The sequence below is a fragment of the Mesorhizobium sp. WSM4819 genome, from assembly GCF_055811215.1.
In genome coordinates, this window is sequence record NZ_JBVVQO010000008.1 from 94,126 (window position 1) to 113,001 (window position 18,876).

General features: G+C 60.5%; 18 protein-coding genes and 8 pseudogenes. 17 read left to right on the forward strand and 9 right to left on the reverse strand.

What is annotated here, in order from left to right:
* The first annotated feature begins 743 nt into the window (after positions 1 to 743).
* A complete protein-coding gene (locus AC0L18_RS10040) occupies positions 744 to 1,193 on the forward strand; it encodes a trypsin-like serine peptidase (RefSeq protein ID WP_473491963.1) in 450 nt (149 codons plus the stop codon).
* Positions 1,194 to 1,347: 154 nt separating this feature from the next.
* Here AC0L18_RS10040 and AC0L18_RS10045 read toward each other — a convergent pair whose 3' ends face one another.
* Positions 1,348 to 1,719: a winged helix-turn-helix transcriptional regulator gene (locus tag AC0L18_RS10045; protein WP_473491965.1), complete on the reverse strand. Its 372-nt coding sequence runs from the start codon at positions 1,717 to 1,719 to the stop codon at positions 1,348 to 1,350.
* 133 nt (positions 1,720 to 1,852) lie between these two features.
* Here AC0L18_RS10045 and AC0L18_RS10050 point away from each other — a divergent pair, with 133 nt between their 5' ends.
* The 11 genes and pseudogenes from AC0L18_RS10050 (at position 1,853) to maiA (ending at position 9,566) form a co-directional block, all read left to right on the forward strand.
* Positions 1,853 to 2,839: an NADPH:quinone reductase gene (locus AC0L18_RS10050; protein ID WP_473491967.1), complete on the forward strand. Its 987-nt coding sequence runs from the start codon at positions 1,853 to 1,855 to the stop codon at positions 2,837 to 2,839.
* A gap of 592 nt (positions 2,840 to 3,431) precedes the next feature.
* Positions 3,432 to 3,758, forward strand: a pseudogene (locus AC0L18_RS10055) (VOC family protein); the annotation flags it as partial.
* A 632-nt stretch (positions 3,759 to 4,390) separates the two neighbouring features.
* Positions 4,391 to 4,790: pseudogene (locus AC0L18_RS10060) on the forward strand (transposase family protein); the annotation flags it as partial.
* A gap of 2 nt (positions 4,791 to 4,792) precedes the next feature.
* Positions 4,793 to 5,035, forward strand: a pseudogene (locus AC0L18_RS10065) (transposase); the annotation flags it as partial.
* Positions 5,036 to 5,216: 181 nt separating this feature from the next.
* Positions 5,217 to 5,744 (forward strand): annotated as a pseudogene (locus tag AC0L18_RS10070) (fumarylacetoacetate hydrolase family protein); the annotation flags it as partial.
* 4 nt (positions 5,745 to 5,748) lie between these two features.
* Positions 5,749 to 6,699: an MBL fold metallo-hydrolase gene (locus AC0L18_RS10075; RefSeq protein WP_473491969.1), complete on the forward strand. Its 951-nt coding sequence runs from the start codon at positions 5,749 to 5,751 to the stop codon at positions 6,697 to 6,699.
* 30 nt (positions 6,700 to 6,729) lie between these two features.
* Positions 6,730 to 8,337, forward strand: a complete 1,608-nt coding sequence (locus tag AC0L18_RS10080; RefSeq protein ID WP_473491971.1) for an FAD-dependent oxidoreductase — start codon at positions 6,730 to 6,732, stop codon at positions 8,335 to 8,337.
* Between the two features lie 15 nt (positions 8,338 to 8,352).
* Entirely contained in the window at positions 8,353 to 8,550 is a 198-nt protein-coding gene (locus tag AC0L18_RS10085) for a DUF2783 domain-containing protein (RefSeq protein ID WP_473491973.1), read from the forward strand.
* Between the two features lie 73 nt (positions 8,551 to 8,623).
* A complete protein-coding gene (locus tag AC0L18_RS10090; protein WP_473491975.1) occupies positions 8,624 to 8,800 on the forward strand; it encodes a VOC family protein in 177 nt (58 codons plus the stop codon).
* Between the two features lie 36 nt (positions 8,801 to 8,836).
* A complete protein-coding gene (locus AC0L18_RS10095) occupies positions 8,837 to 8,968 on the forward strand; it encodes a hypothetical protein (protein WP_473491977.1) in 132 nt (43 codons plus the stop codon).
* Positions 8,965 to 9,566: pseudogene (gene maiA, locus AC0L18_RS10100) on the forward strand (maleylacetoacetate isomerase). Before AC0L18_RS10095 ends, maiA begins: the two are co-directional and overlap by 4 nt.
* Positions 9,567 to 9,640: 74 nt before the next feature.
* Here maiA and AC0L18_RS10105 read toward each other — a convergent pair.
* Both AC0L18_RS10105 and AC0L18_RS10110 read right to left on the reverse strand, forming a co-directional pair.
* Positions 9,641 to 9,829 (reverse strand): hypothetical protein, encoded by a 189-nt coding sequence (locus AC0L18_RS10105; protein WP_473491979.1) that lies wholly within the window; start codon positions 9,827 to 9,829, stop codon positions 9,641 to 9,643.
* Positions 9,829 to 10,137, reverse strand: a complete 309-nt coding sequence (locus tag AC0L18_RS10110; protein WP_473491981.1) for a TrbC/VirB2 family type IV secretion system protein — start codon at positions 10,135 to 10,137, stop codon at positions 9,829 to 9,831. Before AC0L18_RS10110 ends, AC0L18_RS10105 begins: the two co-directional genes overlap by 1 nt.
* 301 nt (positions 10,138 to 10,438) lie before the next feature.
* On the opposite strand from AC0L18_RS10110, the gene AC0L18_RS10115 reads away from it, so the two are divergent.
* The 3 genes from AC0L18_RS10115 to sbmA all read left to right on the forward strand — a co-directional run bounded on the left by AC0L18_RS10115 (position 10,439) and on the right by sbmA (position 12,472).
* Positions 10,439 to 10,774: a hypothetical protein gene (locus AC0L18_RS10115; RefSeq protein ID WP_473491983.1), complete on the forward strand. Its 336-nt coding sequence runs from the start codon at positions 10,439 to 10,441 to the stop codon at positions 10,772 to 10,774.
* Positions 10,775 to 10,886: 112 nt separating this feature from the next.
* The gene (locus AC0L18_RS10120; protein ID WP_473491984.1) at positions 10,887 to 11,099 is read left to right on the forward strand and encodes a hypothetical protein; all 213 of its coding nucleotides are present in this window, start codon (positions 10,887 to 10,889) and stop codon (positions 11,097 to 11,099) included.
* 95 nt (positions 11,100 to 11,194) lie between these two features.
* Positions 11,195 to 12,472, forward strand: a complete 1,278-nt coding sequence (sbmA, locus tag AC0L18_RS10125) for a peptide antibiotic transporter SbmA (protein WP_473491986.1) — start codon at positions 11,195 to 11,197, stop codon at positions 12,470 to 12,472.
* Between the two features lie 33 nt (positions 12,473 to 12,505).
* Here the strand turns inward: sbmA and AC0L18_RS10130 are convergent.
* A pseudogene (locus tag AC0L18_RS10130) lies at positions 12,506 to 12,806 on the reverse strand (polysaccharide deacetylase family protein); the annotation flags it as partial.
* Between the two features lie 412 nt (positions 12,807 to 13,218).
* Here AC0L18_RS10130 and AC0L18_RS10135 point away from each other — a divergent pair.
* Complete coding sequence (locus AC0L18_RS10135) at positions 13,219 to 13,476, forward strand: hypothetical protein (protein WP_473491987.1); 258 nt, start codon at positions 13,219 to 13,221, stop codon at positions 13,474 to 13,476.
* Between the two features lie 454 nt (positions 13,477 to 13,930).
* A pseudogene (locus AC0L18_RS10140) lies at positions 13,931 to 14,247 on the forward strand (molybdopterin-dependent oxidoreductase); the annotation flags it as partial.
* A 484-nt stretch (positions 14,248 to 14,731) separates the two neighbouring features.
* On the opposite strand, the gene AC0L18_RS10145 reads toward AC0L18_RS10140, so the two are convergent.
* From AC0L18_RS10145 to AC0L18_RS10165, 5 genes and pseudogenes are all read right to left on the reverse strand, one after another.
* Positions 14,732 to 15,055: a LysR substrate-binding domain-containing protein gene (locus AC0L18_RS10145; RefSeq protein ID WP_473491988.1), complete on the reverse strand. Its 324-nt coding sequence runs from the start codon at positions 15,053 to 15,055 to the stop codon at positions 14,732 to 14,734.
* A complete protein-coding gene (locus tag AC0L18_RS10150; RefSeq protein ID WP_473491989.1) occupies positions 15,025 to 16,305 on the reverse strand; it encodes a hypothetical protein in 1,281 nt (426 codons plus the stop codon). Before AC0L18_RS10150 ends, AC0L18_RS10145 begins: the two co-directional genes overlap by 31 nt.
* Positions 16,295 to 17,260 carry a hypothetical protein gene (locus AC0L18_RS10155; protein ID WP_473491990.1) on the reverse strand — a complete coding sequence of 322 codons (966 nt, stop codon included), beginning with the start codon at positions 17,258 to 17,260 and terminating at the stop codon, positions 16,295 to 16,297. Before AC0L18_RS10155 ends, AC0L18_RS10150 begins: the two co-directional genes overlap by 11 nt.
* Positions 17,261 to 17,272: 12 nt before the next feature.
* A pseudogene (locus AC0L18_RS10160) lies at positions 17,273 to 17,569 on the reverse strand (type IV secretory system conjugative DNA transfer family protein); the annotation flags it as partial.
* A 60-nt stretch (positions 17,570 to 17,629) separates the two neighbouring features.
* Complete coding sequence (locus tag AC0L18_RS10165; RefSeq protein WP_473491992.1) at positions 17,630 to 18,667, reverse strand: type III secretion protein; 1,038 nt, start codon at positions 18,665 to 18,667, stop codon at positions 17,630 to 17,632.
* Positions 18,668 to 18,876: the final 209 nt, after the last annotated feature.

Below are 18,876 nucleotides of genomic sequence, written 5' to 3' on the forward strand. Positions count from 1 at the left end.
ACCGCTGATGGGTCCGACGCGGTACTCTAACTTGGGACGCGATGTCGGATGAGCGTGAGCCCTGTCGGCCGAAGGGCATTTACCGTGAGTCCTTCGGCGAGGACAAACCCATCGTCGTTCTTGCCGGCAAGCTCAATGCCAATCGCTGCCATGGCGCAGGTCACTGGTCTCCTCTCGCTGCGGCGCCAGATCATCGCTATCGACGTTGAAGGCCACGGCCAGGTCTGCGAGACACGCCCATGAACCGCGAAAGGAACGGCGATGACGTTGCCGCAGTCCGGCGCCACCTGGGGATAGTCCAAGCCGACGTAGCAGTTTGGCCGACCATCTGCACAACGGTAACATTTCCGTCGTTTCCGACGATTATAGGTTGCGCATCACTTCTGATTCGGCGGACCAGATGGCGGATTAGCGCAAGAAGCAAATCTTTCGTACGAGCAGCAAATGGCGGTGGAACGACCCGACGCCGGCCCCGTGCCTAAGAGCGCTACGGACTGGGGCATCCAGGGTCTGGCCATCCTGCCCGGTGATGTCCAGAAGACCCGACGCATTCGAAGCCCTAAATTTGAAGGTCTGCCGGCCGACGCCAGCACCATGTTCGAACTGCTGTCCGTCACCTGGAACAGGTTGTCGGCTCCAACGATCTGCGCCCGGCCTGGTGGCTGGAGGAAGGCGCAGCTCGCTCGCGCGCCGTTTGCAAGATCGACGCTTCTGGCGTCGATCTACAAAGGGCGCTCCGGCACTTGGAGCGGGTCCGGTTTTCTGGTCGCGCCGGGTATACTGTGCACCAACCATCACGTCCTCAACAGCAAGGAGGTCAGCGCGCGCTGTTCGATTTCGCCGCCCTTCCCGACGGGACTGTGCGACAGGTCTCAACTTTTCACCTGCGTCCCGACCACCTTTTCTGGACCAGCCCGGTCGTCGCAACCGGCTGCAAGGGCAGTCTCGATGTCACATTTGTTGCCGTCGAAGGCCAGCCCGGCTCGACCTTCGGCAGCATTCCGCTTCTGCGGCAAGCCTTTGTTGTAGCTGACGAAGACAAGCTGAATGTCATCCAGCACCTAAATGGACGCCTCAAGGAAGTCGCGATCCGCAACAACACGGTGGTGTTCCAAAACACCCAGGTCGTCCAATATCGGTCGGACACCGAGGCGGGCAGTTCGGGCGCGCCGGTAATGAATGACGGTCGGTAGCTCGTAGCGCTTCACCATGCGGCGAAAGAAGACAAGTCGAACGAAGGCATCAAGTTCTCGGCGATCGCCGCTGCTCTGGAACTGGAGGCGCAAACCGGCAACGCGAGATGCACCCGAACCGACAATGGCACTTGGCCTCGATCCTGTCGGCCCTCTACGAGCGCCTTGACGATGTGTGATCCCGATCGGCGGATGCACGCGGTCGGGCGACCTCAAGTGCCTCGCCGTCAGGCCCGCAAACAAGGCCGTTTCGGGCGGCAAACGTCTCGCACCACTCCTTCATCGCGTTCAGGACCGGCGCGAGCGTCTTCCCGAACTCTGTGAGGGAGTACTCCACGCGGGGCGGCACTTCGGCAAAGACCTGGCGTTCGACCACGCCGTCGGTCTCGAACTGTCGGAGTTGCATCGCGATGGAGCGCTGGCTCGGCTCGCCCACCATGCGCCGGAGTTCACCACGTCGTGGGCCGTTGAGGAGTTCGTAGATGATCAGCGGTTTCCACTTTCCGCCGGCCACGTCGACCGTCACCTCCACCGCACAGTTGTAGGCGAAGCTTCAATGATGTACTTTATACACCTATAGGCAAAAATATTGCCTACTTGCAAGAACACTTGTGGCATCGACATCCCTTTGGTCATTGGCAAATGTCAGGAGACCGAGAATGAGAGCTGCTTTCTACGACCGGCAGGGCGCCGCGAAGGACGTCCTCCAGATAGGTTCTCTTCCTGATCCCGAGCCCCAGTTCGGCGATGTCCGGGTCAAGGTGGCCGTCTCCGGCCTGAACCCCTCGGATATCAAGACGAGAACGGGGTTCGGCGGCAGGCCGATGCCCTTTCCCCGTGTCGTTCCCCATCAGGATGCGGCCGGGATCATCGACAAGGTTGGGCCGGGCGTGTCCGAGGAGCGGATCGGTGAACGGGTCTGGGTTTTCAAGGCTCAGACAGGCCAGGCGTTCGGATCCGCGGCCGAGTTCGTGGTGGTTCCGTCCTCCCATGCGGCCCCTCTTGCCGAGAATGCGTCGTTTGATGTCGGGGCTTCACTGGGCATCGCGGCCATCACCGCCCATCGCTGCCTCTTCGCCGATGGTGATCTGCGCGGAAAGCGCGTTCTCGTCCAGGGCGGCGCGGGAGCCGTCGGCACGGCGGCCATCCTCCTCGCCAAATGGGCGGGCGCCTGGGTCGCGGCGACCGTGAGCCGCGAGGAGCAAGCCACGGTGGCAGCGGCGGCGGGCGCCGATCTCGTGATCAACCGTCATCAGGAAGACATCGCTGAACGGATCAGGGCCGCGACCGGCGGCCGTGGCGTCGAGCGTATCGTCGACGTCGATTTGGCAGCCAACGTCGAGGCCGATATCGCCTGCCTCGCTCCGAGCGGCGTCGCGACGGCCTACGCGACGGAGGATCCGACGGTCAGGTTGTCGATGCCGTTCCTATCGACGATGTTCGGGGGCTATGCCTTCCGCTTCGTGTTCTTCTACACGATCCCTGAGGATGCGTTCCGCCAGGCAGTCGAAGAGGTCTCCGCCTGCGTGGCGGCTGGGGCCTACTGGCCGCAGATCGCGATGAAGCTGCCGCTCGACCGCATTGCCGAAGCGCATGAGGCACAGGAGAGGGGCAAGGCAGTCGGCAAGATCCTGATCGAAATCTGATCTGATCTTGCATTTTGGCGACGGAGCGTGCCACCCATCCCTCACTCGGGGTCGGGGCACATGTGCTGATTTCCTGCACGGCCTAAAAGCGGTCGTTCAGGAGATCGTCAACGGGCGGCTTCGAAAGCGCCGCCGGTAGTCGTTGGGCGTCAAGCCGACGATCCGGATGAGCACTTTCCGGAGGGCGCCGGGATCGGATGACCACCGGGGTTCAGCCGCAGGCCAACACCATGTCGGGATACGAGACCCAGTAGGTGCTGGGAGGATGACCTCGTCGCTTTCGCCGACGGTGCCACCAAGGCGTTGTAGATGACCTGCTTCGGTCCCAACCGTCACCTGATCGAGGTCGCAACGGAGCTTTGCGATGATGGCCTGGCGCAGCGCCGGCGCATCGTTACGGGCGTGTACCGCGTCTTGCCTGCTGCGAGCGCGGCCACGACCGCATCCTTGGGCCTCCTGTTGGCGCACGAGCGCGAGCAGTTCCGGAGCGACCGCGCGATCGAAGGCCGCGACGCCATCCTTGTCGCCGAGAACGACATCCCCGGCATGACCACCATGCCGTTGGCAGCAACGGGAAGGTTGATCTCGCCGCGCAGCGAGCAAAGCGTTCTTCCTCAAGGCACTCGAACCGCTCGGTGTAGCTGTTGCCTCGGAGGGGACGCCGACGTACGGTGTCGAGCTTGGCCCGAAGGGTAAGGCTTCATTGTGCATGTACCAAACCCAGGAGAAGCCGGCGCATCTTCACGGCCGAGAATCGCCAGCAAGTCGAACTTTCTATCGCGCGGCTCTGGAGGCAGGTTGCAAAGACAATGGTGCGCCTGGTCTGCGCCCGCACTACCACGCGACCTACTATGCAGCTTTCGTCATTGGTCCGGACGGGCACAACATCGAAGTGGTTTGCCACGAACCCGATGCCTAACCCTTCCATCCAGGGGACGTCCACAAGCGGGGCTTCGCTGACTTGCGGCCGCCCCGCATAGCAAACGTCGAATATGTGCTTCCAGCCCAGATGCATTTGACTATCGCCAAAGTGCGTCTAGCTGGACGCGTCACAACGTCCGCCCTTGGAGACCAGACGAGGCCGCCTGATTACTGACATACGGCGCGAAGCGGCCATTCACCTGCAGGAGACAAAGGTCGCCTTCGGTGAGGGGCGTGAATTTAACGACGTCACTGGCTCGGATCGGCGGAGACACTGCGCTCCAACCCATCGCACAGTGCCGAGGGTCATATAGACCAACGCGCCACGGCTCACCCCGGTTGTTCGCAAGCAGTCCTCGAGTTGGCCCGCGTGGATTCGCATGTCCTCCTCCGATGGCGCGATGTCGCTTTCCAATCAAGAACGACCGAGACGCGGCCATCGTCCATAGCGACGGCATCGATCCGGCCGGCAAGCGCTGGTGTGGTCGCTCTCGATTTCCATCTCAGGTCTTGCAGGATCGAAAGTGTCCGACGTGCAATCGGATGCGTGTGTCACTTGGCAGTTAATGAGGGTCTTCCTCAATTTGTGTGGTTCATCCGCTGTTAGCGACGCTATCGCTATGGGCGGGCATGCGAACGAAATCGAAATGGTCGCCCGGCCCAGGGGTCAGAATTCTGGGTGTCGCGCTCACTGATGATCACAGTTGGGTTGTTTCCGCTGCCGGACCAGCGATCGGCATTTGCCCGATTGCGGCCGGCGAAGCCGAAGTCGGCATGGCTGGTCCAACCGCACCTTCAGGATCTGCCGGTCCAGGGCAAGCCCGTGACGGTGAAGCTCCTGCTGAGCCGCTGGCGATGTGCACATCAGAAATGTGAGCGACAAACGTTCACTGATCGACTCCCGACGGTTGCTTCCCCTTATGCGCGCAGGACAACGAGGGTCGTGGAGATTGTCGGCTTGCTCGGCCATAGCACGGGTGGACGTCCTGGCGAACGCCGCATGCAACGGCTCGGCATGCCGGTCAGTGACGGTCGGAAACACTGGACCCCTGGATCGACGATGCAATTGACTCCGACATCATTCCGATCATGCGATACGCCCGTGTTTTGCGCAGAGACATCGATGCCGTCAACAACGCCATCGAGCTGCCCTGGAGCAACGGACAGGCCGAAGGTCAGATCAACCGCCTCAAGACCATCAAGCGCGCAATGTACGGCAGGGCAGGCCCCGAACTGCTGAGAGCACGAATGCTGCCACCGCGCCACACAAATTGAGGAAGAACCCAGTTAACTGCCAAGCGACAGCAGAAAATCCTCCAGCGAAAGTACGTCCTCGACCATCCCGATCCGCCCCTTGCGGCCTTGATAGTTACATTTTCGATAGTTACAAACGCAACAACTTGGATCGTCAAGCCTGTCTGCGGGCGGCGATCTGTCGAAACCTGAACGGGAGGTTCACATGCTGGTCAATGACGTCTCCCTGCGCGGGCTGATCCCGGTGGAGCTTGCAAAGGGATTCGGTTTCTTTCAGTCAAAGCCGTCTTCCGCCTTCTCACCGGTGGCGGTCACCCCCGGGGAGCTGGGCGATGCCTGGGACGGAGGCAAGCTGCACCTGCCGCTGGCCGTGGACTTGAACGGCAAGCCCTTCGGCCGCGCCAACGCCGCCATCGACATGACCTTCGATTTCCTACGCTAATGGCCCACGCGCCGAAAACACGGCCGCTCGCCGCCGGCACAATCATCGGCTCGGGCACGGTATCGAACAAGCTCGGCGATGGGCCGGGCAAACCTGTCTCTGAAGGCGGCGTCGGCTATTCCTGCATCGCCGAGATCAAAATGATCGAGACTATCGAGCAGGGTGCGGCAAAGACACCTTTCATGCGTTTCGGCGACACGGTCCACATCGAGATGAGAGACAAGGCCGGCCACTCGGATCTTCGGCGCGATTGAGCAGACGGTGCCGCAACACAAGAAGGAAGCCTGAGACCATGGCCAAGCAATTCGCATCTGTCGGCGATATGGCAGAGAAAAAGATCTCCTTCACCGAGATCGGCCGCGACTTGTGGGCCTTCACCGCCGAGGGCGACCCGAACACTGGTGTCATCATCGGCGACGAATCGGTGATGGTGATCGACGCTCAGGCCACGCCCCGACTGGCCGGCAAGGTGATCGAGAAGGTCAGGACCGTCACCGACAAGCCGATCAACTATGTCGTGCTGACGCACTATCACGCTGTGCGGGTTCTCGGCGCTTCGGTCTATGGCGCGCAGCAGACGATCATGTCGGAGAAGGCGCGCGCCATGGTCGCCGAGCGCGGGCAGGAGGACTGGGACTCCGAGTTCGGCCGGTTTCCGCGCCTCTTCCAGGGCCACGAGTCGATCCCCGGCCTGACCTGGCCGACGCTGACCTTCAACGACCGGTTGACGCTCTATCTCGGGAAGCGGCGGGTGGACCTTGAATTCCTTGGCCGCGCGCATACGGCAGGCGACATCGTCGCCTTCGTGCCCGACGCCAACGTCATGTTCACCGGCGACATCGTCGAGTACCATTCGGCCTGCTATTGCGGCGACGGCCATTTTGCCGACTGGCCGCGCACGCTGGAGGCGATCCGGTCGTTTGACCTCGACGCGATCGCGCCGGGACGCGGCGACGCGCTGGTTGGCGCGGAGAAGGTCAATGCCGCGCTCGACAACACTGCCGATTTCGTCAGTTCCACCTACCGGCCGGTGGCGCGGGTGGCGCAGGGCGGTGGCTCGCTGAAGGAGGCGTGGGACGCGGCGCGCGCGGCGTGCGATCCGAAATTCGCATCCTACGCTATCTACGAGCACTGCCTGCCCTTCAACGTCGCCCGCGCCTACGACGAGGCGCTCGGCATCGACATGCCGCGCATCTGGACCGCAGAGCGCGACCGACAGATGTGGGCGGAACTTCAGGGCTAGCAGTCCGGATGCGACCCGGCGGGAGGACACATGGCAAAGATCTTCGAGACGCCGCTTTATCCCTACAGGCGCTCCCCTGATCAGGACGCAATCGCGCCAGTGCGCCGTCCGGTTGTTGTGGTAGGCGCCGGGCCGGTCGGTCTAGTCTGCGCCATCGATCTCGCCCGCCAGGACATTCCCGTGGTGGTGCTGGATGAGAACGACAAGGTCAGCTTCGGCTCGCGCGCGATCTGCTTCGCCAAGCGGCCGCTGGAGATCCTGGACCGGCTGGGCTGCGGTGAGCCGATGGTGGAGAAGGGCATCGTCTGGAACGTCGGCAAGGTGTTCTTCGGGAACCGCCGGGTCTACGAGTTCAACCTGCTGCCGGAGGCCGGCCACAGGCGGCCGGCCTTCATCAACCTGCAGCAGTACCATTTCGAAAAATTCCTCGTCGACCGCGTGTGCGAACTGGAGGCGGAAGGCAGGTCGATCGAAATCCGCGGCAACAACAAGGTCACGGCGGTCGAACAGGATCGCGACGGGGTGATGCTCTCCATCGACACGCCGGAAGGCCCTTACCGCCTGCGTGCCGACTGGCTGGTCGCCTGCGACGGCGCCAACTCGCCGATCCGCGCGATGATGGGGCTCGACTTCATCGGCCGCGTGTTCGAGGACAATTTCCTCATTGCCGACGTAGTCATGGACGCCGAGTTTCCGACCGAGCGCTGGTTCTGGTTCGACCCGCCCTTCAACCGCAGCCAATCGGCGTTATTGCATAAGCAGCCCGACGGCGTCTGGCGCATCGACCTCCAGCTCGGTTGGAACATCGACAAGGAGCGGGAAAAGCAGCCGGAGAACGTCATCCCGCGGCTCAAGGCAATGCTGGGCGAGGACGCCAAATTCACACTCGAATGGGTGTCGATCTACACCTTCCAGTGCCGGCGCATGGAGAGTTTCCGCCACGGCCGGGTGCTGTTCGCGGGCGACTCGGCGCATCAGGTCTCGCCTTTCGGCGCGCGCGGCGCCAATTCCGGCCTGCAGGATGCCGACAACCTGGTGTGGAAGCTGAAGCTTGTGATGGACGGCAGGGCGCCCGAAAGCCTGCTCGACAGCTACGATACCGAGCGTATCCATGGCGCTGACGAGAACATCCTCAACTCCAGCCGGTCGACTGACTTCATCACGCCGAAGTCGGAAATGAGCCGGATTTTTCGCGATGCCGTGCTAGATCTGTCCGAGCACTTCGCCTTCGCGCGGCCGCTGGTCAATTCCGGGCGCCTGTCGGTGCCGTGCACCTATGGCGGCTCGCCGCTCAACGGCCCTGACGCGCAGGGGCTGCCGCCGCGCACCCAGCCCGGCTCGCCGGCCGTCGATGCGCCGATAAAGGGCGGCTGGCTGCTCGACCGGCTGGGCGACCGCTTCCAGCTTCTTACCATTGAAGCCGAGGCGCCCGACCTGATCGAAAGCGGCGGCATTGCGGCCGAGCGGCTGGCCCTGTCGGCTGCGGACGATCCGACCAACGCGCTGCGAGAGCGCTATCTCGGCGATGCGGGTTCGGCGGTCTATCTGTTGCGCCCCGACCAACACGTCGCCGCGCGCTGGACCGCGTTCGACTGCGCGGAGGTCGAAGCCGCGCTTGCGAAGGCCACGGGACGCTGACGGGAGAAACCGGCGATGACGACACTCAATACGGCTCCGAACATTCCGCAGCCGGACGATTTCTACGCCGAGCTGCTGGCTCTGCACGACGGGCGAAGCAAGGCCGAAAGTGACGCCATCAATGCGCGGCTGGTTCTGCTTCTGGCCAATCATATCGGCGACGGCCGGGTGTTGAGTGATGCGCTTAGGGCGGCGGCGGACCCACCGCAATAGGAATGATGACAAGGGAGGACGCAGCTCCGGGTGGAAGTGTCCGGAGCAGGGCCAAGGCAGAGAAGCCATTCCAATGAACATCGAGAGAATTCACCACGTCGCCTATCGCTGTAAGGACGCGAAAGAGGCCGTCAACTGGTATGTCAACAACCTCAACATGGACTTTGCTCGCCATCGCCGAAGACCAGGTGCCGTCGACCCACGAGCACGACCCTACATGCACGTCTTCCTCAACGCGGGCGACGGGTAACGTGCTCGCCTCTTCGAGTTGCCGACCAAGCCGGAGATGGGCCGCGACCCGAACACGCCGAAATGGGTCCAGCACATCGCCTTCAAGGTCAAGGATCGCGACACGCTCTTGGCCTTCAAGGACAAGCTGAAGAGGGGCGCCACATCGCGGGATCGGACCCCGCGATGAGCAAGCCTGTCCTCTACGACTACTGGCGCTCGTCGGCGAGCTATCGGGTGCGCATCGTGATGAACCTGCTCGGCATCTCCTGCGAGACGGTATCCGTGCACCTTCTGAAGAAGGAGCACAAGACGCCGCAGCATCTCGCTCACCCGCAGGGACTAGTGCCGGTGCTGGCGATCGACGGGCTGAGGCTGACCCAGTCGCTCGCTTCATTGAATATCTGGACGAGACACGCCCTGGCTCCGGCCTGTTGCCGCCGGACCCAGCCGGGCGCGCCCGTGTACGGGCGCTGCTGCCGACATCCATCCGGTCTGCAACCTTGGCCCTGTCAGCCATGTGATGGCCCTGACAAAGGGGGGCGAAGAGGTACGCGTCGCGTGGATGCGGAAGTTCATCGGCGAGGGGCTGGCCGCGTTTGAAACGCTCCTCGAGAGTCCCACGACAGGCCTCTTCTGCCACGGCGAGCTGCGGCACCAGGCACAGATCGCCCATGTGTAACGCCCATCGCTGGAATGCGGACATAGGCGCATTGCAGCGCGTCAACGCGATCGCACAGCGTTGTGCGAAACTTCCGGCGTTCGAGGCCGCCGCTCCCCGAAACTGACCCAACCAAAGCGCACTCTGGCAGACCGTCGGCAGCGGGTCGAACCGGATTCGTTCCGCTGTGGCGACGCCCTGTCAGGCGGCGCTTTGTTCCAAACGCTGCTCGCGCATGCCCATGTACCAGTCTGCGAATTTCGAGATGCGCTTTTCCTGGGTGGAGTATCGGCCAGGCCTGTAAGCGGAGGAATTGACTCCCTTCGGCTCCGTCAATGCACGACGAACAGGAACCTCGAACCCCTGAATGTGCTGCTCTCCGGCGGCCATCACACGGGTGCTCCGCCGCCGAAGGAGAAGAAGGAGAGGAAGAAACTCGATGCCGGGAAGGCGATCGACAGGCCGAAACGATCTGGATCAGCCGGGCGGAACCCACCTGCCATGTCGCCAAAGGCAAGGGTCAAGCCCGTGGTAATGATGATGATAACCGCGACGATCTTGGCGACGGGTCCCTGCACCGACTCCAGGACCTGCTGCAGCAGCTGTTCCCAAGGCAAGCCGGAGCCCGCCGCGCAAGCTGGGACCGTGAGAACAAACGCGAGCCCGGCGGACCAAAGAAACCGAAGCTTCTTGCACATGAATTCCGTTTCAAAACAGCTGAAGTTGCGGGAGCGTCAGTTGGGTGACGGCGTAATCGCCGCTGGCCTCTGACCGCTGGACCATGGTTCGTCCGGTTTGACGACCGACTTTTCAGCGCCGTCGGCTGAAGCGTCGCCCGCCGCCACCGAGACCGGCAACTGCTACGCAGAAGGACGAAGCCGATGCCACACATCCATTTCGTAAATCTTTCTATCTGCCAATTCGATTTCCCCGATTATCTGATGAGGAATATGAGGGCGCCAGGTGGCGTGGTGGGTTGCATCATAAGGAGTATCTGCGATGGCAAACATCATCGAGGGTAAGTCCTCGCGTCCCGAATGGCTCATCGGCACCGATCTCGAGGATTGGATGGCGGGTGACGAGGGCAATGACCGGTTTGAGGATCGTCGCGGCAATGACAAGATCGAAGGTGGCGATGGCGATGATCACGGCATCGGCGGCGAGGGAAATGACCGAATCTGCGGCGGAACGGGCGACGACTATCTTCGCGGCGACAACGGCCGCTTCCAACCGCGCCTCGTCGGCGAGAATCATGACAAGCTCTCCGGCGGTCCCGGAGACGATGTCCTCTACGTGGGTGATGGCAAAGACGATTTGACGGGGGGCCGGCAATGACACGCTTCTGTTCCAGTTCCACAATCCGATCCACGGAGTAGTCGAGGGGACGGCGGACATTACCACTATCAGCGATTTCAACGCGAAGGAGGACACTTTCGCCTTCGATGAGGTGAGCCGCGGCGACGACGGTTTTGGCGCGAACTTCGTCAACAACGCCGCCGCAAAATCTGGCAGCCTGGTGAGCAGCTTCTACAGCGGTCCGTCTGCGGTTGCGAAGGGCGAGCATGTGGTGGTGATCACTGACGACTCTTTTGAGACTGCCTCCGACGCAGCGCGTAAGATCTCCGGCGAGGCCGTCGGCGACATCATCGTCTACTACTGACACGACGATTTAGCAAAATGGCAAAGCTGGCGTATGTCACCGCCCGCTGACAGCAACGCCGCTGATTTGCGCATCAACCGAGGAGTTTCCCCAACGTGTTCGTATCCTTCTTCCCGCAGCCGAAGCCTTTTTTCATCTCGGCCGCCGTCTGGAGCCTTCTGCTCGTCCTCCTGTGGTTTTTCGGCGGCGAGCACCTTGGCACGATGCTCGGCATGCCGCCGGTCGACCCGCAGGCCGCCCCTATCATCAGCCCAGTAAGATTCCTGACGCCGGCATTTCTCTGGTTTCATGGATATTTCTTCGCCGGTATGGGCGTATTCTACCTTTTCTGGGCGCTGTATTCCCCGCATCGCTGGCAGAACTGGTCGATCCTTGGCTCTGGTTTGATCATTTTCGTCACCAATTTCATCGTCCAGCTCAGCGTGGCGCTCAATGACTGGCGCGGCATGTTTTACGACATGGTGCAGAGGGCACTCACCACACCGGGCTCCGTTTCCCCTGCCGAGCTTTACTACGGCGTATGGCAGTTTCTGTCCTTGGCCCTGGTCTATATGAGCATTGCCGTTCTGAACGTCTTTTTCGTCAGGCACTATGTGTTTCGCTGGCGCACCGCGATGAACGATTATTTTACCGCTTACTGGCCGCGGCTGCGCCATATCGAAGGGGCGTCGCAGCGCGTTCAGGACGACACGATGCGCTTCTCCGGCACAATGCAGGGGCTCGGAGTGAACTTCATCGACTCCATCATGACCCTGATTGCATTCCTGCCCTTGCTGGCCTCCCTTTCCCTCCATGTCTCGACGCTTCCAATCGTCGGCGCAATCCCTTATCCGCTGGTCATCGCGGCGGTCGGGTGGTCGCTGTTTGGCACCAGCTTGCTGGCAATCGTCGGCATCAAGCTTCCCGGCCTGGAATTTCGCAATCAGCGGGTTGAAGCCGCTCTGCGCAAGGAGCTTGTCCTCGGCGAGGACGATACGGCACGCGCGCAGCCACCAACGCTGGCCGAGCTTTTCAGAAATGTTCGCAAGAACTATTTCACTCTCTATGCGCACTATGTCTATTTCGACATGGTCCGCTATCTCTATCTCCAGGTCGACAACGTTTTTGCTACCTTCCTTCTTGTTCCGACCTTAGCCCTTGGCAAGATAACATTTGGCGTTTTCCAGCAAATTGTCACCGCGTTTTCCCAAGTCGCCAGTTCGTTCCAATATCTCGTGAATTCCTGGCCGACCATCGTCGAGCTGATATCCATCTACAAACGCCTGCGCGCCTTCGAGGCGACGCTTGAAGGGGCGCCGCTAACGAAAATCGACCAAGACTATTTGGCGCGAGAGCGGGCCGGCTTGCGCCTTGAGGATCAGCCGGTAAGCTGAGCGTGGCGGGCGGCGAGCGCTTCTAGTCAGCCGCCCACCGACCTCTGCTTCGCCGTCACGTCGCCGTGAAACATAGTCGCGGTAGCTGATGCACTCGACATCGCGCTTGGTGCAGACCTCGCCGGCAAAGCGCTCCAGCGCATGCCAGTAGGCGCCGTCATTTATCGGCGTGAAATGGAAACGAGTTCCAGCGGAATGCGTTTGCCCTGGTACTGCATGTCGAAGGCGGTGCGGAAGGCGTCTGTCCGGTCGGCGAATTCGTCCGCCTTGCTCGGCCGCTCGAAGCCGCCGGAATGCCTAAAAGAAGATTGTAATCCATCGCGATCACCCGCCTTCCGGCAGACCGGCAAGTCCAAGAGCTGCATATGGCGTTGGCAGAGCGCTTCGCCGCCGAAGGCTTCAAGGGCTATTGCGCGACGCGGCCCTCGCGTATTGCGGCTCTCGGGCCCGAAGCCCGCCGAGAGGTAACGTCGTGAGAGGAACCCGGCGACGGGCCAGAAGTGTGAAATATCGCGGCATTATGTAATTTTAGAGATCCCAGTAACAAATAAAATTAACATTCTTTTCACTTGTATTTTGGGTCTTCTTATTCAACAATTAGGCGGCCGACCCGCGGCAAGGTCAAGCGGGTTAGTCGAAATCCAATTTTGCTGGTGCTTGTTGAGGGATGAGACGCTACGCATTTTGCGCGAAGCTGCAAATGATTTCGTAACTATTACATAATGGTTCTTTGAGGAGTTGTTCGCATGCGCGTAAAAAACGATCATTGCGATGTGATCGGTGTGTCGGTCGCTCCCACGCAGCTTGATAATCTGTCTTCTGCGATTCTGCAGCAGGGGATGGCGCGAGTGTCGCTGCCAGGCGATGTGGTGACCTGGGCGGCAGGCCGTCACCAGACGCTCAGGCGGATGCTTTCCGACCAGCGTTTAGAGATAAGGAATTACGTTCCGTTTTTCACGTCGATGGGAAAAATCGGGATGTTAGCTGCATGGAAACGAAGTTGACGGTTTAGGAGCGGGATGCGGCCCCAAACGCACGCCGGAACCAGCCGAGGCGCGCTCGTGGTTGGGCTTAGCCGAGAAGGGAATCCGCGAAGCACAGCTCCAATTAACCAAGAGGTGAAAGCCGCGCCAGGGTATCTCTCCGCCTGTCGCTACGAAGCTGCTGTAGGCAACGCTGTTTCAAACGCAAGAACTCGCCGGACGCGATGATGTCAGTGGTCCTCGGCTTCTCGAAAGGCCACATTGATTTCTTCGTGGATGCGACCTGGCTGTGCACTGCATGACGATGATTCGATCCGAAAGCAGGAAGGCTTCGTCGATGTCGTGACGAAGACGACCGTCGTTTTGAACTGCTCCCAAACCTCGAGCAGCAGTTCCTGCATCCTGAGCCGTGTAGCCGAACGGAGACAGTCGAGAATGCTGCCAACGGAATTGTGCGCGGGATCAAGGAGCCTGCGAGGGCTGGAGCGCGATCGGTGAGTGGAGGGGTATTCCTCTGAGCGTCTTCCTCCAGCATGTTGGCGCGGACATGACAGCCAAATATGTCGGCTTCAAATGCGGACCGCTATTATTCCAGTATCGATATGCCGACAGCACTGCACCCGCAAACCATCCTGTCGCTCGATTTCGGGAAGGATTCTTGCCGCTCAAATATCGTTCACCGATGAAGCTTAGGGTGTCGACTAAGCTCGGCTTCAAGAACCCCAAAGCATATCCTAGAGGTGTTCGTCGCCAATGTATCCGGGCTACTGGGAAGACAAGGGCTCCAACTGGGTTCAGTGGGCTGTGAACAGCTCCGCCGCCAGCCTTGGGTGCCGTAAACTTCCACGATCGATTGATAGGCTATTGACCCGCGGCGGGTGTACCCTCAGCGATCATGCGAAGATCGTGTGACTGTCCAAGTTTCCCAAAACGCAGGCATCCCACAGATGGGGCACTCGGCTGCTGCGGGTCACCGTCGACGACAGTCCCACTTACTGATCTCGATAGTGATTGTTGAACCTCGGTCTTAAGAGCAGCAGTGCTGACCTCAAGCTCCTGAACCGATGTCGAAATGAGTTCGGCCGCATGGCACGCGCAAGCGGAGCACCCTGGCCAGCCATTGTGCTCCAATCCGTGCCCATTCCTTGCTTTTGCGGCAGCATGCAGCGCCTTTCCAGCATCGTAGGCGATCTCTGGGCAAACGGACTCTACGAGCTGCCATCAAGATCCGCCGACGATTGCGTCTGACTGACCCCTTGTTTTTGCTCCACCTTTCCTAAGCCCGCTGCAGTTGTCGCACCGGCTCTGGTCTTGCCGGCTGAGGCCGTGAATGCGCCTCAGACGCCACCGTCATGAAAGCCTGAAGTGCCGCGGAGAGATACTCGTCGCTCCGCGTCACAAAAACAGTCGGCGCCGACCGCAGATTGTCAGGTAGCTGGTGTATGATGACCTGTCCGTCGGCTGCCGCATCCTGAACGACCCCCCGAGGTAGCATGGCCATCCCTACCCCGGCGGCGACGCAGCCGATGATCCCGTCCATTGTTCCGAGTTCCATCCAGCGGACATGCGTTACCCCACACGCCGCCAGGAACGTGTCCATGCGCCGGCGATAGGAACAGCCTGATCTGGCGAGGCGGCGGCCTCAACTCCGGCGTGCCCAGTGCCGGCCGCTGCGAAAGCGTCGGCCACGATGCTGTTGAGGTCACCCGGTCGAGCGGGCATCCCTGGGTCGCTGAAAAAAGACGAGGAGGCTTGATCATCCTGCCGTCGCTGAAGCACTTCGCTCAACCCCTGTTCCAGTCGCAGAACCTCCTCTGGATTGGTTGGCGACTCGTCAGCTTGATCGAACAGCCTCCGGGCCGTCTCGAGACCCCCGGCTGACGCGGACTCCGCATCGCGAACCCGTTGCAACGCGAAGATGAGATTGCGTTTGTCTGGAAGTAACGTCTCGGCGAATTTGATCCGGGAATCGTGATCCAGCCCAGAGATCGTCAGGCCCCGACTCTCAAGCGCCTTAGAAAATCTGCGAAGATTACGACCATAGTCAGCACGGCTGCTTGGGGCCAACCTGCTGTCACTGGTCAGTTGTTCAAAGACATGCGCGTCTGCTTTTGAGGGCACCGGTGCTGGCCGCCCGACAGTAGCTGAATAGCCCGGCTCATGATACGCGCGGAGGACGTTCAACGCCGTCTTTATATCATCGTTTTTCGGAAAGAAAGTATCGAGGTGATCGACCAGGGATTGGTGATTTTTTAGATCAGTCGCTTGGCCACGAGCGCCGAGATCATTTGCCAATTGGCGAAGTGAATACGTGTATTTTCGGACCGTGCTCTCGCTATATTTTTGCTGAACCGCAGCGTGAGTGATCGCACGATCAATAAGGTCCCGGTGTTCGTCGGACAGATGGGGATAGCGGGTAGCACGGGCGCCAGGTGACGCGGGCTCCGCATCGCGAACCCGTTGCAACGCGAAGATGAGATTGCGTTTGTCTGGAAACAACGTCTCGGCGAATTCGATCCGCGAATCATGATCCAGCCCGGAGATCGTTAGGCCCCGACTCTCAAGCGCCTTAGAAAATCTGCGAAGACTACGACCGTACTCAGCACGGCTGCTTGGGGCCAACCTGCTGTCACTGGTCACTTGTTCAAAGACATGCGCGTCTGCTTTTGAGGGCACCGGCGCTGGCCGCCCGACAGTCGCTGAATAGCCCGGCTCATGATACGCACGCAGGACGTTCAACGCCCTCTTTATGCCGTCGTTTTTCGGATAGAAAGCATTGACGTGATCGACCAGGGACGGGTGATTTTTTAGATCCGTCGCTTGGCCACGAGCGCCGAGATCATTCGCCAATTGGCGAAGTGAATAACGTGTATTTTCGGACCGTGCTCTCGCTATATTTTTGCTGAACCGCAGCGTGAGTGATCGCCTTATCAATAACGTCCCGGTGTTCGTCGGACAGATGGGGATAGCGGGTAGCACGGGCGCCACTCGCGACAGGAGCCGGATCGGCTCGGCGCGGCTGGGCCACGTGCTGCTCAAAACTCACTTGCCGGGCTTGGCCCGCATCCGGCAAGGAGCCATGGCGGAAAGAGAGCATCGCCTCTGGGACGCGTTGAGTCCCATGGGAGAAGCCTTTGGGGACGGCGAATGAGACGTTTATAGAGTCCTCGATCGCAGCGGGGGGCTTCTCAGACCTTGCGGAGGGCGCGGCCTCCGCATGCGGCCTTCCGATGTGTTCGGACCTTGTCCCTTGAACGGGTACCCCCTGCAATGGCATCAGCGGCTGCTGAATGGCGGCGGCTTGCGGCGTATTTAGGGCCCTCTGCCTCTCCGCTGGCCGCAACAGCGCTGTGGAATGTTCATTGTTGATGATGACCCGCTCGGGTGGCAGGTGGTTGCCCTGGTCAAGCGCATCCGGCGAGGGCCGGATCTGCTGTTGGCTGGCAGCTAACGTTGGCGGGGCGGCGGCCTCAATGTGCCCAGAGCCGGCCGCTGCGAAAGCGTCGGCCACGAAGCTGTTGTGGTCACCCGGTCCAGCGGGCATCCCTGGGTCGCTGAAAAAAGACGAGGCGGCTTGATCATCCTGCCGTCCCTGAAGCACTTCGCGGAATCCCTGTTCCAGTCGCAGACGCTCCTCTCGACTGGTTGGCGACTCATCAGCTTGATCGAACAGCCTCCGGGTCTCGGCAAGGTACTGCTCAGCGCCCACTTGCCGGGCCTGGACCGCTGGCCCCTCTTCCAAGCCGGCGTCCTGCACCTGCGACAAAGCTGCTACCCGGGATGGGTTACTATTTCGCGGGTTCATACTAGCCTCACATCAAACTGTATCGTCAAAGTTCTGCGCCAATCCGCGCAGCTGCTCATCGGGTTGAGATTCTGCCAAAAGCCCCTCGTCTGCTTCCATCAAGGGTGCCGGCTCCGGGATGGCGCCTGTCTGGCTTTCGAAGATGCGTTTAAGGATGCGGTCCGAAAAATATCGCACCTTCCTCAATTGCAACGGTGGCAGGCCTTTGATGAGAACAATCTCGTAGTCTTCATCGAGCAGCCGAACCTGTTCGGGACGCAACAGCGGTGCACCTTGATGCGAAATCTGAATGTTCCAATCGAACGTTCGGAAATGGCAAGGCCGTGAACGGAATTCGGGGAGAAGGCGTCACTTACCATGGCCGAGACCTCAACGGCCGGAGCGATCTCTGCTTCTGGAGGCAGCCATTAGATCCTCGCGGGCGTGATTGTAGGCGTGGCTTATGGACTGCCCGACTTGACCACCCCGCCGCAGCTGTTCATAGGAGATTTGTGCACCTGTCGCACGGACTTCAGCCGCAAGACCTGCTATGTGGCCGTCCAGATTCACATTCCGTTCCTCTGCTGCATGCTGCGGCGGAGGCATGTGCGGCAAGATATCTTGCATGCCGGGAACTGCGTGAGCTTGGGCCTGTTGATTTGCGTCGAACTGGTGATACGCCGCCAATTCCGGCGGCTCGACAGGAGGCCGGGGCAGCGAGTCCAGTTGGTTGGCGGCCACCAGAACTGATCCCACTGCGTCTTGGTGCGTGCGCGAGGAAGGATCCATTCCGTAGGCTTCCTGAATCATCAGTGATGCGATTTCCCTTTGTTGGCCTTCAGGAATACGGGACAATGCGTTGCGTACACTATCGGCGAACTCGGGTGAGATCACCTGTACTTCTGCATATTTCTCCCACGATACGGGTGCGTTTTGCTTGCGGCGCAAATCGTTGGCAGTTTGTTCATTTGCGTCCGGATGCACGAACGGAATTAACCCCTCAACACGGTTTTTCAGGAATTCGGCGGTGCTTTTGTCCATCGACCAATGACCTTCCTTGACCGGCACTCCGCTCCATGCGCTGTCTTTCAACCGAACAGCGGGACCGTTGGCCCAGGCATCCATAACCACGGTCGACCTCGCGTCGCGGCTTCCGCGCCGCAGTTCGTTCCAAATGTGACCCGTCTTGACTGGGATCTCATCACCTTGGTCGGTTATCTCTTTCATTGACACGAAAGCACTAGAGGTCATACTCCGCTCGTCGGTCGCCATGTGTGGGGCGTGGACGATAGCGGAAAGGGGAGCGGTCTGATTGCAGCACGCCGCTCCCATGACGACGGCCACTGCAACCTTAATGTTGTCGTCTGCTCCCCTCATTGCAACCGACGATCCGATGCTGTTGTGGCCGTGAGAGGGAATGTCGTCCACCTTAACGTTTCCCCGGCCATGCTTGAGCAGCAGGCGAACGTCGTGAACTGTTTGCCCCGCTGTCGCGAGTCTTATCGGGCTGGTGACGTTGTCACCGACGACACACGCTCCCATATGATAGGCGGCCTGCTGGATCTGATGTGGCTCCAGAGGCGCATCTCCGCCCCGTCGCAACCTGTCGGCAGGCGTGCCCAGGGAGACCCTCAGCG

Coding starts and splice junctions, on each gene's coding strand:
- AC0L18_RS10050 (WP_473491967.1), top strand. CDS start 1,853: ATGAGAGCTGCTTTCTACGACCGGCAGGGCGCCGCGAAGGACGTCCTC.
- AC0L18_RS10075 (WP_473491969.1), top strand. CDS start 5,749: ATGGCCAAGCAATTCGCATCTGTCGGCGATATGGCAGAGAAAAAGATC.
- AC0L18_RS10080 (WP_473491971.1), top strand. CDS start 6,730: ATGGCAAAGATCTTCGAGACGCCGCTTTATCCCTACAGGCGCTCCCCT.
- AC0L18_RS10085 (WP_473491973.1), top strand. CDS start 8,353: ATGACGACACTCAATACGGCTCCGAACATTCCGCAGCCGGACGATTTC.
- AC0L18_RS10090 (WP_473491975.1), top strand. CDS start 8,624: ATGAACATCGAGAGAATTCACCACGTCGCCTATCGCTGTAAGGACGCG.
- AC0L18_RS10095 (WP_473491977.1), top strand. CDS start 8,837: ATGGGCCGCGACCCGAACACGCCGAAATGGGTCCAGCACATCGCCTTC.
- AC0L18_RS10105 (WP_473491979.1), bottom strand. CDS start 9,829: ATGGCCGCCGGAGAGCAGCACATTCAGGGGTTCGAGGTTCCTGTTCGT.
- AC0L18_RS10110 (WP_473491981.1), bottom strand. CDS start 10,137: ATGTGCAAGAAGCTTCGGTTTCTTTGGTCCGCCGGGCTCGCGTTTGTT.
- AC0L18_RS10115 (WP_473491983.1), top strand. CDS start 10,439: ATGGCAAACATCATCGAGGGTAAGTCCTCGCGTCCCGAATGGCTCATC.
- AC0L18_RS10135 (WP_473491987.1), top strand. CDS start 13,219: ATGCGCGTAAAAAACGATCATTGCGATGTGATCGGTGTGTCGGTCGCT.
- AC0L18_RS10145 (WP_473491988.1), bottom strand. CDS start 15,055: ATGGACACGTTCCTGGCGGCGTGTGGGGTAACGCATGTCCGCTGGATG.
- AC0L18_RS10155 (WP_473491990.1), bottom strand. CDS start 17,260: ATGAACCCGCGAAATAGTAACCCATCCCGGGTAGCAGCTTTGTCGCAG.